We start from the raw sequence: 12,724 nt of genomic DNA on the forward strand, positions 1-12,724 counted from the left end.
AATGCGGCTTGATCGAATCACCATTGTAAAATTTCGTAATATTGCCCAGGCATCGATTGAGTTTTCTCCGCAGCTAACTTTGTTGGTGGGAGATAACGGGCAAGGCAAAACGAATACATTGGAAGCGGTCCACGTGCTCCTAACGGGAACCTCATTTCGGTCGTCTAAAGATCAAGAACTTATCATGTCAGCCTGCGGGAAGAGCCCACAAACTTCTCCCGAGGGATCAAACTGGGGAGTAGACATCATGAGTCTTGATGGGGTCGTGCACCAAGACCCCGACCGAATTCTGACATTGCACCACCGTATGCAACTTAACCCGCTGCGAAAAAAACATGAAGGCCCGGTATTACCTGTTGTCGTTTTTTCGCCGGATGATGTGCAGTTGTCAAAAGGTTCTCCGCAAGGCCGCCGGAGATTTCTGGATTGGCTTATTGCTCCAATAGATTCTCGTTACTTAAGGCTTTTCCGGCAATACCACCGCGCCTTGGTACAGCGGAATAAGGCTCTTAAAGATCCACGCATGACATCAACAGTGACCAGCTTTAATCCGTTGTTGGCACAATCGGGCAGTTATTTGTGGAATCGACGGTTACAAATTTTAAGGGACATTATTCCCGTTGCCCAAAAAATCTTTGCGGATTTAACAGGACTTCGCTTAGGAATCCAATTGGCTCCTGGGGGAACCCATAATGCTATGACAGATCCTGGGAATTATGAGGAGATGCTAAGGATTCATCAAAAAAACGATCAACAACGCGGAATGACTTTAATAGGACCACACCGGGATGATCTGATATTGACTATCGATGGCTTTCCTGCCATCGATTATGCATCCCAAGGACAGCACCGGGCAATTGCTTTAAGTCTAAAATTGGCCAGTTTCGAGATTTTGGAACAGGAAACCGGAATGACACCCATGGTGTTGTTAGATGACGTATTATCCGAATTGGATCCCATTAAACGTTCGCGATTACTCAAGTTTATCGCCTTAAGTCGACCCCAGACGGTAATCACCGATACCGAGGCCCGTAATTATGAAAACTTGGAACCCGTTATTTATCACGTCGATCAGGGAATTTTACGTCAACAGGAGATCCGATGAACAAGGACGAACATCTGCAACATATTCTGGATAGACTGGTGGAAACATACTCGTGGCAACCTGCGAAATCTTTATGGATTTTGGAAACAAGCTGGAATGATGTGGCTGGCGAGTATATTGCAAAAAATACGCGTGTCATCGGATACAAGCCGAAAATATTGACGGTCGCCGTCAAATCGTCGTCATGGGCTCAAGAACTACAATTTTTTATTCCTGAGTTAAAGCAAAAAATTAATGAACTCTTAGGCTCCGTTTTCGTTGAGGATATTCACACGCGCATTTTTTGGAAGGCATTCCGGCCACCGGTTTATCGTATGGGCACGGGAGAAGTTTCTGTTCGCATCGGCCGTGTAAAACCGCGAACGGATAATCTCAAGGATCTGGTTAACCAAGTCGAGACAAATTACCATTTGGCTGTTAAGCAATGGTTAAACGAGGGCTATCAACCATGTTTATCATGTGGAAGCCCCACCTTAAAACCCTATCGTCTCTGTAGTGTTTGCGAGAAGAAATCGTAAAATATCTGATGAGTTGAGGAGAGGAGACCTCGGTGTATTTACATATTGGCCACGATATGATGATCGATGCCGAAGCCATTATTGCGATATTAAACAAAAATTTGATGGATTATTCTCCTGAAGTGCGGCAAATGATCCACCGCTTTTATGCAGAAGGCCAACTACAAGGCGATTTGAATGACGCCAAATCCCTTATCTTTACTTCAAATGGTGTAATTTTATCGAATATCTCGCCGGCTACTCTCTACAAGCGAGCCGGTCGGACCTCGTCCAAAGAGGGGACCGGCTCGGTGTGGTATACTGAAATATAGGGCTTTTTTGCCTTTGACTAGTTTTCCAAGGAGGACCATTGTATATGACGGAAGACACCCAACCGGGAAGTTATAACGAGAGTGATATTCAGGTATTAGAAGGCCTTGAGGCCGTCCGAAAACGCCCGGGAATGTATATTGGTTCCACAGGTCCCAGGGGTCTCCATCATTTGGTCTATGAAATCGTCGATAACTCCATCGATGAAGCGTTAGCCGGGGTCTGCGATCACATCTGGGTAACTCTCTATAAAGATGGGCGCGTGGGCGTGCGGGATAACGGTCGAGGGGTGCCCACCGGAATTCATCCCAAAGCAGGAATCCCCACACTCCAAGTGGTACTGACTATCTTGCATGCCGGAGGCAAATTTGGCGGTGGCGGATATAAGGTTTCAGGAGGACTTCACGGGGTCGGTCTTTCAGTTGTCAATGCTCTATCTTCTGAACTAACAGCCACGAGCCGTTTCAATGGCGGCGTGTTTGTTCAGCACTATGCTAAAGGCAAACCGCTAGATGCGGTAACCCAGGTCGGAACGACGACAGAAACGGGATTTGAAGTGATATTCCGGCCTGATGCGGAAATTTTTGAAGATGTTCATTTCTCCTTTGATACCTTAGCTAACCGGATGCGCGAACAAGCGTTTTTAAATGCCGGGGTATTTTTGTCCTTATACGAAGAAGCGACCGGACGTTCCATCCAATTTGAGTTTCAAGGCGGCGTTGAATCTTTTGTTGAATATTTGAATTTAAGTCGAGATGTGCTGCATCCCAAACCTATTGCCTTTTCGGGGTCTAAAGACGGGGTCATGGTGGATGTAGCCTTACAATACAACGATACCTACAACGAGACGATTTTTACTTTTGCGAATACGATCCGCACGCATGAAGGGGGATCGCACGAAGCCGGTTTTAAGTCGGCATTAACTCGCGTTTGTAACGATTACGCCAGAAAACTCGGTCTTCTCAAAGACCAAGATGCTAACTTATCAGGAGAAGATGTGCGAGAAGGGATCACGGCGATTGTTTCGGTTAAATTGCCTGAGCCCCAGTTTGAAGGTCAGACCAAAACGAAATTAGGCAATTCCGAAGTGCGGGGAATTACCGAAGGAATTACCGCCGATGGTTTGGCCACCTTTTTCGAGGAAAATCCGTCGGTAGCCAAACGCATTTTGGAAAAATCGGTCCAGGCTGCTAGAGCTCGCGAAGCAGCCCGGAAAGCCAGGGAATTAACCCGGCGAAAAAGCGTGCTGGAATCTTCAGCATTGCCAGGCAAATTGACGGATTGTAGCTCCCGTGATCCCAAAGAATCGGAACTCTATCTGGTGGAGGGCGATTCTGCAGGAGGGTCCGCAAAGCAAGGACGCGATCGGCGTTACCAAGCCATATTGCCGTTGCGTGGAAAAATTTTGAACGTAGAACGAGCTCGCGTGGATAAAATCTTGGCGAATGAAGAAATTCGCGCCATGATTACGGCTATTGGTACAGGCATTGGCGATGAATTTGTTCTCGATAAAGCGCGCTATCACCGGATTGTGATTATGACAGATGCTGATGTCGACGGTTCGCATATTCGAACCTTATTGCTCACGTTCTTTTATCGCTACATGACGCCGTTAATTGAGGCCGGATATGTTTACATTGCCCAACCGCCTCTCTACCTGGTTAAAAAGGGTAAAGTGGAACAATATGTGTATGATGATGCCCAATTAGAACGGGTATTAAATGAGTTAGGGCACGGCAAAGAAGTCAATATTCAGCGCTATAAAGGGCTTGGAGAGATGAATGCTGAGCAGTTATGGGAGACGACCATGAATCCCGAAACTCGCACGCTTTTACAGGTCGAACTTGAAGATGCAGTCGCGGCCGACTGGATTTTTAGTGTGCTGATGGGAGAAAAAGTGGAATCCCGGCGTGAATTTATCCAAGAAAACGCCCACTTAGTGAGAAATCTTGACACCGTAGGATAAAGCGAGGAAACGATAAATGGCTAATGTCGGGCATGTTTTGCCCATTGATATCCAAGACGAAATGAAGAAATCCTACATCGACTATGCCATGAGCGTTATCGTAAGCCGGGCATTACCCGATGTTCGGGATGGTCTAAAACCCGTTCACCGCCGGATTCTTTATGCGATGAACGAACTGAGTAATACACCGAACCACCCCTATAAAAAATCCGCGCGTATTGTTGGAGAAGTTCTCGGTCGTTACCATCCCCATGGCGACGTGGCTGTTTATGATGCCATGGTCCGCATGGCTCAAGATTTTTCGATACGCTATCCACTGGTTGACGGGCATGGAAACTTTGGATCGATGGATGGGGATTCCCCAGCTGCCATGCGTTATACCGAGGTCAGGCTATCGCCCATTGCTATGGAAATGCTGGTAGATATCGACAAAGAAACCGTGGATTTCATACCAAACTTTGATGAAACCACGGAAGAACCTGTGGTATTGCCAGCCCGCATTCCGAATTTGCTCATTAATGGATCCTCAGGAATTGCTGTCGGGATGGCAACAAACATTCCTCCTCACAATTTAACAGAGGTTGCGCATGCGGCAGTCTACCTCATCGATCATCCGGAAGCGACGTTAGAAGATCTGCTAAAGCATATCCCTGGCCCCGATTTCCCCACTGGTGGCATGATTATGGGGCGCGAAGGAATTCATCAGGCCTACGCTACCGGACGGGGCATTATCGTCATGCGGGGGATTGCTAAAGTTGATGAATCCGATACGGGGCGATCGCGCATCATCATTAGCGAAATCCCTTACCAGGTGAACAAGGCGCGGTTGTTAGAGAAAATCGCGGAATTAGTGCACGAGCACAAAATTGAAGGAATCGCTGATTTGCGGGATGAATCGGACCGTCATGGCGTGCGTATTGTTATTGATTTGAAACGGGACGGGGTCCCTAAGGTGATCTTAAACAAGCTGTACAAATACACACCATTACAGCAAACCTTTGGCATCATCTTATTGGCCCTGGTGGATAATCGTCCGCAAGTTTTATCGTTGAAGGAGATTCTCCATTACTTTATCGCGCACCGAAAAGAAATTATCGTCCGGCGTACGCAATATGATCTCAAAAAGGCTGAAGCCCGGGCGCACATTCTAGAAGGCTTACGAATTGCTTTGCAATTCCTCGATGAAGTGATTGCGTTAATTCGCGGTTCTTCCAGTGTCGATCAGGCGCGTTCTGGTCTTATGGAACGCTTTGGGCTCAGCGAGCTGCAAGCCAATGCGATATTGGAAATGCGCTTGCAGCGTCTAACCCAGTTGGAACAAGCCAAAATTGAAGAGGAATACCAACAAATTCAAGCGTTAATTGCGCATTTGCGGGAAATTTTGGCGGATGAACGGCTCGTCTATCAAATCATTAAAGATGACCTTGTTGAAATCCGGGATAAATACGGAGATGAACGCCGAACCAAGATTGGTCCCGCGGTCAAAGATATGAGTGACGAGGATTTGATCCCTGAAGAGGACATGGTCGTTACTTTAACACACCGGGGCTATATCAAACGCTCGCAGACATCGGTGTATCGTGCGCAGAAGCGTGGTGGCCGGGGAGTAACGGGCAGTACCGTTCGCGAAGATGATTTTATTAATCATCTTTTCATTGCCTCCACCCATGCCTATTTATGTTTCTTTACCAATAAAGGACGGATTTACCGGGTGAAGGTCCACGAAGTTCCTGAAGCTAGCCGACAAGCCAAAGGGATTTCCGTGGCCAATCTGATTGCAATGGAAGCTGATGAACGGATTGCCGCTGTTCAAACCTTGCCACAAACGGTTGCGGAGGACTCTTATTGGGTTTTTGCCACCAAGCAAGGTGTCGTCAAGCGTACCGCGTTATCTGATTACAGTTCATGGCGTGGAGGTGGCATTATCGCCATAAACCTCGATCCCGGTGATGAACTCATTGGGGTTGAGCAAACTAGCGGTCAAAGCGATATTCTTTTGGCCACAGCTCATGGACAAGTCATTCGCTTTAACGAGGAGTTAGTGCGCGCGATGGGCCGTTCTGCCCGCGGAGTGCGAGGCATTCACTTGCGTCCTGGGGACCGTGTCGTGTCATTAGCGGTCGTCAGTGATCAAGGGGAGTTGCTCTTACTTACGGAAAATGGTTATGGCAAACGCACCTCAACCGATCAATTTCGGGTTACCGGCCGTGGTGGCCAAGGTGTGTTAGGCTTGCGCATTACCGCAAAAACTGGACAACTGGTAGGCATTGTGCCTGTAGAGGGTAACGAACAATGCATGGTTATTTCCAGCGATGGCACATTAATTCGGATGGATGTATCCAGTGTCTCGAAACAGGGACGGGATTCCCGAGGAGTCCTTGTGATGAGACTCGAAGAAGGGCAGACTGTCGCGGCATTTACTCGCGTGTCAGCTGATGACGAGAACGAAGAAAGTAGCTAAACTTAAAATTAACGATCCAGCCACCTTGGACTGATCGCATTATGGCAAGGGAGGATTTACTGAAAGATGGAAGAAAGACAAGTGGGAACGTTTAACGTGAAGGCTGGATTAGCAGAAATGCTAAAAGGCGGCGTCATTATGGATGTTACAACGCCTGAACAAGCCGTGATTGCGGAAAAAGCTGGCGCAGTGGCCGTGATGGCGCTCGAACGAGTACCTGCGGATATTCGTGCTGCGGGTGGTGTGGCGCGAATGGCGGATCCACACATTGTGAAAAGCATTCAGCAAGCCGTTTCGATTCCCGTTATGGCCAAAGTTCGGATTGGACACTTTGTCGAAGCACAAGTCTTGGAAGCGTTGGAAGTGGACTATATTGATGAAAGCGAAGTCTTAACCCCGGCTGATGAACAGTATCATATTGATAAATGGGCGTTTAAAGTCCCCTTTGTCTGTGGAGCCCGGGATTTAGGAGAAGCCTTGCGCCGGATTGCAGAAGGAGCGGCCATGCTCCGGACGAAAGGGGAACCGGGAACCGGAAATGTGGTGGAAGCGGTCAGGCATCTGCGGGCTGTGAATGCCCAAGTGCGGCGCTTAGTGAATACGCCGGATGATGAATTACCAGACTTGGCCAAAGAACTGCGGGCACCGTTAGAACTGGTACGGAAAGTTAAGGAATTAGGACGGTTACCCGTCGTGAATTTCAGTGCGGGAGGAATTGCCAGTCCAGCGGATGCGGCATTGATGATGCAATTAGGGGCTGATGGCATCTTTGTGGGTTCCGGTATCTTTAAGTCGCAAAATCCTGAGGCCTTTGCCCGTGCTATTGTCCGAGCCACCTTACACTACAATGATCCTAAGGTGATTGCTGAAGTCTCTGAAAATATCGGAGAGGCGATGCCGGGATTAGAAATGGCCACCTTAACGCCAGCAGACCGGATGCAGGACCGGGGGATTTAAATGACTCTGAACATCGGTGTCTTAGCCATTCAAGGGGATGTCCGCGAACATAAAAATCACTTGGCAAAAGTCGGGGCAAATCCCGTCGAAGTACGCACCTTAAGTGATTTAGAAAAAGTGCAAGGTCTCATCATTCCCGGTGGGGAAAGTACGACAATCGGCATGCTCATGGCGGAAGAGGGTCTTATTGACGCTATTCGCAAGCGGGTCACGGAAGAACAATTTCCGGTTTACGGGACTTGTGCGGGATTGATTTTACTAGCTAAAGAAGTCATCGGACCCTCCCCGGCGCGTCTTGGGTTGATGGACATTACCGCGGATCGCAACGCTTACGGGCGACAACTGGCTTCTTTTGAAACCAAAATCCCTATCAAGATCCTTACGGAAGGCCCCGAGTTTCCAGCGGTCTTTATTCGGGCTCCACAAATTCGTCAATATGGCCCCCAGGTTATTCCCTTGGCGACCTATGATGGACAAGTGGTCATGGCCGAAGAGGGGCCGTTGTTGGTCTCCGCTTTTCATCCGGAAATGAGTGGAGACGTCCGCATTCACGAGTATTTTGTCAATAAAGTGAGGAAAACTCTTAACGTGTAAGCGTGTTCACATCAGAGGCTTGGGCATGCGGACAAGCCTCTGATTTTTTATTGACAAGGGCATATGGGTACGGCAAAATCGACATAGAATAATATTTTGTCAGGTTTTTCATGCGTGGAAAGAACATACGGAAGTCGCCGTTTCATCAGAGAGCCGATGGAGGTGGAAATTCGGCACGGGATGGTTTTCCGTTTTCCGCTTTCCAAGATCCCGGCGAAGAGTCGGCGGATCCCTCCGTTAACAGGGATTCAAGCCGGACGCGTCAGCGTCAACTGGGGTGGCACCGCGGGTAATAACTCGTCCCCGATGTGGGAGGAGTTTTTTATTTGCGCAATTTACCGAAGTCCCGCGGTTAAATGTCAAGAACCGATCAGCTTAGGACAACGACGAACAGGGCCAGGTCAACATAAACCTGCCTAAAAGGAGGTGGTAGATAATGGCAAATCAGTTGTCAATCCCTTTAGTGCGGCATCAACTTCCTTTCGTCGTAGATTTGGCCCCGGGTCAGCATCCCGTAGACCACGCCGACCCACTGCGTGCCGTCAAGACCAACGCCCGCTTATGCGCGTGGTGCGTGGCTTCGTGGTACTTCTTCTCGTAAAAGGCTTTGAACTGCGGGTCCCGCACCCGGACCCTCTCCGCCGCTTCGATGAAGTAGTACCGCAAATAGACGTTCCCCGTCCGCGTCAGCGGACGGATGTCGGCATCAAAATTCCCCGATTGATGCGGGCGCCAGGTCAGCCCCGCATATTTGGCCAAGGCATTTTCCGACGGAAATCGTTCGATGGGACCGATTTCGGCCAAGAGGCCCGCGCCATAGACCGGACCAATCCCCGGAATCGTGGTCAGGGTTTGGCGAAACGCCTGCATGTCACGGGCAATCACTTTGTCCAGCGCCTGTTGTTGATGTTCCAAGGCCCGGATGGTGTCCAAATGCAGGACCAAGCTTTGGTGCCGCGCGTCCTGCTCGTCCGGATGCAACCGAAAGGCGCGCCGCGCCAAGCGGTGCAAGGTCTGCGCAATGTCATCGGGCGCTTTCAGCCGTTGGCGACCGGCCGCCGCGATTTCCGCCACCAGATCCGCCAGCGGGATGGCTGCCAGCGTATCGGGCGTGTAGCGTTCCAACACGGTTTGCGACGCTACCCCAAAGACGTTCGAGAAAAACGGCTCCTCCGTATGGGCATACTGCCCCCAGACACAAAACAATTGCACCAACGCGCGATTTTTTTCTTGGGTGATGAGGTGGCTCAGCTGCCGACGATGGCGGGTCAAGACCTGCAACGCCGCATAGCGCGGATCCGGCGGGGTCCAGGGCGTGACGCGCCCAAACCGCATGACATCCGCAATCAGGGCGGCATCCGCTCGGTCGGTTTTGCCCCGATCCACATAGGTCTCTCGGAATTTCTGGACGACTTTCGGATTGAGGACGTACCAGGTGGGTTGCCACCGCTGCAAGTCGGGGGTTTGCGTCAGCCATTCCATCAGCGGCACATGGTACACGGACGTGGCCTCGACGCCAATGGCCAGCCGCGCGTACGGCGCGGCGTGGGGGTGCAGCCAGGCGACGAATTGCTCGGCCCCCGCCTGATCGTTGGGGACGGTCGTCCGCGCGACGACCTGGCCATCCGCCGCCATCGCGCAGACGACGTGAGCCCCGAGACTGGTGTCAATACCGACGTACAACACGCTATCCATGGGATTTCACCTCCCTTCCCGGAGGAATGCATCGGGAACGGGATTTCGCCGACGCGCCGACGCCTTCGCCGCAACCTCGCTTATAAGCCGTCATCGCCACCCGCGGTGTGCGATAGACCGGTGCCACGGGTCTCCACGGGGGAGCGGCATCCCGCGCGTTAACTGTGACGAAGCGGCGTCGCCGACTCACAGACTTTCGAAGCCGTCAATCCGGCAGGAGGAATGCAGTCTTGAATCGTCCCGATCTTCTTCGAGCATCGCCGACGAAACCCGATCTGGCAAGCCTGATCATCCCGAATGCCGATTGCTGCTGGCCGCGAGGCAGGCCTCAAGATAAAGCCTCAGGGTAGCAGAATCAATTTCTTTATACGAGAATCCTGTAATAAAGTGTCCGGGGCGTATTTAGGGATTGAGTAAAGAATGGCCCCTCTGATAGGGTTGGAGTAGCGAACAACAACCAAATTCAGGGGGGCACAGTTCAATGGCTAAGCACAGTGTAGAGCAGAGCGACGGAAGAAAGCAAGGACTGGGGGTGGGCGGCATCGACGTGGCGAAGGACTGGCATTATGTGCAATGGCTGGACACGAACGGGCGGCCTGTCGGTAAAGCCTTTCGGTTCGCCAATACCCGTGCGGGATTTGAGGCGATGTGGGAGCGGCGGCCGTCCGAGGAGGTCCGCGTTGGCATGGAGTCCACCGGGCACTATTGGGTTGGGTTGGCCCATTGGCTCCGTGCGCACGGCGCGGAGGTGGTGCTGGTGCAGCCGGCTCACGTCCATCGACTCAAGGAATTGGATGACAATACCCCGACCAAGACCGACGCCAAGGATGCCCGGGTTATCGCCCGACTCGTCTATGATGGCCGGTGGTTCCGGTGGGAGCCGCGCGGCGGCGCGCTGGCCCAGCTGGCCACGTTGGCGGTGACGCGTCGGCAGCACCACCAGGACGTCATGCGATGGCGAGCGCGCATTGCCGGCTGGATCCATCAATACTTTCCGGAATTCTTCACGGTCTTCAAGGCGTGGGATGGGAAAGCGGCGCTGACGACGCTGGATACGCTCCCGACGCCGGACTTGGTGTTAGCGCAGTCCGTGGATGCGATAGCGGACCAGTTTAAGGCCGCCACCACACATCGCGTCGGCGCTAAACGCGCCCACGCCTTGCACCAGGCCGCCGTGGACTCCATTGGGATTCCCGTAGGCCGGGCGACTGCGCGTCTCCAACTCGCCTCCTATCTTCGGAGTTGGCGCGCGGCGCTCGCCGCGCAAACGGCCATTGAAGCCGCGCAAGCCGCCATTTTAGAGGACTGGACTCCTGCTCAGCCGTTATTCAGCATTCCGGGATTCGGGCCCCAGGTCATTGCCACGGTGTTGGGCGAGTTGGGGGACTTGTCCCGATTCGCCGATGCGCGCCAAGCGCAGAAAATGGCGGGACTCAATCTCACCCAAACCAGCTCGGGACACCGCCAAGGCCCAACGCATATTGCCAAACGGGGACGTCCCGCCGCGCGTGCCGTGCTGTATCAGGCCGCGTGCGTCGCGGTGGCCAAGGATCCCCAGTGGAAGGCCTGGTATCAGTCGCTCACCCGACGGGCGGCGCATCCGCTCGCCCCGAAAGCCGCCATGGTGGCGGTCGCGACGAAGCTCCTCCGGGTGGCCTGGGCGTGCATGAAGCACGGACAGGCGTATGATGCGGCGCGACTGTTCCCCCTGGGGGAGGTGTCGACCGCCGCGTAACGATGGAGGGGCTTCGGTTCTGTCTCGGGCGTGGGAAGTCGTCTCCCTCCTGTTGGGCTTTCACTCGGTGAAATGACCCCGTATACGAGTCCGGCTCCCACGTCATTACTACCGCACGTCAAGCTGAACGAAGGATTGGTCGGGCATAGACCCTGTGAGACATGGTAGGGTTCGCTAACGTGGTCACGGTAATGAAAGACCGTTCGAGAGGGAACCGAAGCGAAATCCCTTGAAAGATTGTGAAAGGGTTAGGAAACAGGACAAAACATTGAGGTAGGAGGATAACAAGGTGGATCCCACTTTCGAATTAGTGGAGGCCATACGCGCGACGGATAATGCGGTATATCTTCTAGACCAACGGCAATTACCGGATATTGTCGACTATTTACCCTGTACGACCGGTCAGGATGTGATTCAAGCCATTCAAGTCTTAGCAGTTCGGGGTGCCCCGGCGATTGGCATCGCGGGCGCTTATGGGCTATGGCTTGAATCCAGGCGCCTTCGGGATACCCCAAATTTTCACGACGAATTAAAAAAAAGTGCCGAGCAGATTCAATCTGCACGTCCGACGGCGGTCAATCTTTCATGGGCAGTTCGTTATGCATTGAGTCATGTCCAAAGCCTAGGTGTTGACGACACGATAAAAACGTTAAAGCAGATTGCCGATCAGCTACTGGCTGAAGATGTTGCATTAAATCGTCAAATCGGTGACTGGGGCTTATCGTTGTTTGATGGTAAGGTGAGTCTTCTAACTCATTGTAATACCGGTAGCCTTGCTACAGGTGGATATGGGACGGCCCTTGGCGTGATCCGGTCCTTATTTCGCGAACACCGCCTTAGGGAGGTCTTTGTGGATGAAACCCGCCCGTTACTGCAGGGTGCGCGACTTACAGCCTGGGAACTCAGCCAAGAAAAAATACCGGCCCGTCTCATCACCGATAGTATGGCTGGTAGTGTCATGGCTCAACACCTAGTAGATGGAGTGATCGTGGGCGCAGACCGGATTGCCCTGAATGGCGATACGGCCAACAAAATTGGAACCTATAGTGTCGCCGTATTAGCGCATTATCATCAGATTCCCTTTTACGTTGCCGCTCCTTTGAGCACTTTTGATGCCAATGCTTTGTCTGGGGCAGATATTCCTATTGAAATGCGCAATCCCGATGAGATTCGCAAGCTCCGTGGGGTGAATATTGCGCCGGAAGAAATTGAAACCTATAATCCCGCTTTTGACATAACCCCAGGACGCCTCATCACCGCGTTTATCACGGAAAAAGGTGTGATACGTCCACCCTTTGACAAGACCATCCGGGACATGGTAAGCGGGAACGCCCCGTAACTTGATTCGAAAAGATTACTCTTTTTTAGAACATATTTTCTCAGT

At 51.8% G+C, this 12,724-nt stretch carries 10 protein-coding genes; 9 read left to right on the forward strand and 1 reads right to left on the reverse strand.

Translation table 11 applies throughout. The features are described from left to right. The first annotated feature begins 1 nt into the window (after window position 1). The 7 genes from recF to pdxT all read left to right on the forward strand — a co-directional run bounded on the left by recF (window position 2) and on the right by pdxT (window position 7,910). A complete protein-coding gene (gene recF, locus B8987_RS05935) occupies window positions 2-1,105 on the forward strand; it encodes a DNA replication/repair protein RecF (RefSeq protein ID WP_020375203.1) in 1,104 nt (367 codons plus the stop codon). Beyond that, window positions 1,102-1,623: a DciA family protein gene (locus B8987_RS05940; protein WP_084660962.1), complete on the forward strand. Its 522-nt coding sequence runs from the start codon at window positions 1,102-1,104 to the stop codon at window positions 1,621-1,623. Before recF ends, B8987_RS05940 begins: the two co-directional genes overlap by 4 nt. A gap of 32 nt (window positions 1,624-1,655) precedes the next feature. After that, window positions 1,656-1,934, forward strand: coding sequence for an extracellular matrix regulator RemB (gene remB / locus B8987_RS05945; protein ID WP_084660963.1), 279 nt, complete (start codon window positions 1,656-1,658; stop codon window positions 1,932-1,934). Between the two features lie 44 nt (window positions 1,935-1,978). Next, window positions 1,979-3,898: a DNA topoisomerase (ATP-hydrolyzing) subunit B gene (gene gyrB / locus B8987_RS05950; protein WP_076006777.1), complete on the forward strand. Its 1,920-nt coding sequence runs from the start codon at window positions 1,979-1,981 to the stop codon at window positions 3,896-3,898. A gap of 16 nt (window positions 3,899-3,914) precedes the next feature. Continuing rightward, window positions 3,915-6,359 carry a DNA gyrase subunit A gene (gyrA, locus tag B8987_RS05955; RefSeq protein ID WP_084660964.1) on the forward strand — a complete coding sequence of 815 codons (2,445 nt, stop codon included), beginning with the start codon at window positions 3,915-3,917 and terminating at the stop codon, window positions 6,357-6,359. Window positions 6,360-6,425: 66 nt separating this feature from the next. Continuing rightward, window positions 6,426-7,316 carry a pyridoxal 5'-phosphate synthase lyase subunit PdxS gene (gene pdxS / locus B8987_RS05960; RefSeq protein ID WP_020375208.1) on the forward strand — a complete coding sequence of 297 codons (891 nt, stop codon included), beginning with the start codon at window positions 6,426-6,428 and terminating at the stop codon, window positions 7,314-7,316. Further along, the gene (gene pdxT / locus B8987_RS05965; RefSeq protein WP_020375209.1) at window positions 7,317-7,910 is read left to right on the forward strand and encodes a pyridoxal 5'-phosphate synthase glutaminase subunit PdxT; all 594 of its coding nucleotides are present in this window, start codon (window positions 7,317-7,319) and stop codon (window positions 7,908-7,910) included. 504 nt (window positions 7,911-8,414) lie between these two features. Here pdxT and B8987_RS05975 read toward each other — a convergent pair. Next, window positions 8,415-9,605, reverse strand: coding sequence for an IS110 family RNA-guided transposase (locus tag B8987_RS05975; RefSeq protein WP_084660965.1), 1,191 nt, complete (start codon window positions 9,603-9,605; stop codon window positions 8,415-8,417). A gap of 481 nt (window positions 9,606-10,086) precedes the next feature. Between B8987_RS05975 and B8987_RS05980 the strand changes: the two genes are divergently transcribed. After that, window positions 10,087-11,340, forward strand: coding sequence for an IS110 family RNA-guided transposase (locus B8987_RS05980; RefSeq protein WP_084660932.1), 1,254 nt, complete (start codon window positions 10,087-10,089; stop codon window positions 11,338-11,340). Between the two features lie 289 nt (window positions 11,341-11,629). Then, entirely contained in the window at window positions 11,630-12,679 is a 1,050-nt protein-coding gene (gene mtnA, locus B8987_RS05985; RefSeq protein WP_020375212.1) for an S-methyl-5-thioribose-1-phosphate isomerase, read from the forward strand. Window positions 12,680-12,724 lie beyond the last annotated feature (45 nt).

It is taken from the genome of Sulfobacillus thermosulfidooxidans DSM 9293, from assembly GCF_900176145.1.
Lineage (GTDB): Bacteria > Bacillota > Sulfobacillia > Sulfobacillales > Sulfobacillaceae > Sulfobacillus > Sulfobacillus thermosulfidooxidans.

Bases quoted from the DNA above. Each gene is read 5' to 3' on its own strand.
- recF (WP_020375203.1), top strand. From the start codon at position 2: ATGCGGCTTGATCGAATCACCATTGTAAAATTTCGTAATATTGCCCAG.
- B8987_RS05940 (WP_084660962.1), top strand. From the start codon at position 1,102: ATGAACAAGGACGAACATCTGCAACATATTCTGGATAGACTGGTGGAA.
- gyrB (WP_076006777.1), top strand. From the start codon at position 1,979: ATGACGGAAGACACCCAACCGGGAAGTTATAACGAGAGTGATATTCAG.
- gyrA (WP_084660964.1), top strand. From the start codon at position 3,915: ATGGCTAATGTCGGGCATGTTTTGCCCATTGATATCCAAGACGAAATG.
- pdxS (WP_020375208.1), top strand. From the start codon at position 6,426: ATGGAAGAAAGACAAGTGGGAACGTTTAACGTGAAGGCTGGATTAGCA.
- pdxT (WP_020375209.1), top strand. From the start codon at position 7,317: ATGACTCTGAACATCGGTGTCTTAGCCATTCAAGGGGATGTCCGCGAA.
- B8987_RS05975 (WP_084660965.1), bottom strand. From the start codon at position 9,605: ATGGATAGCGTGTTGTACGTCGGTATTGACACCAGTCTCGGGGCTCAC.
- B8987_RS05980 (WP_084660932.1), top strand. From the start codon at position 10,087: ATGGCTAAGCACAGTGTAGAGCAGAGCGACGGAAGAAAGCAAGGACTG.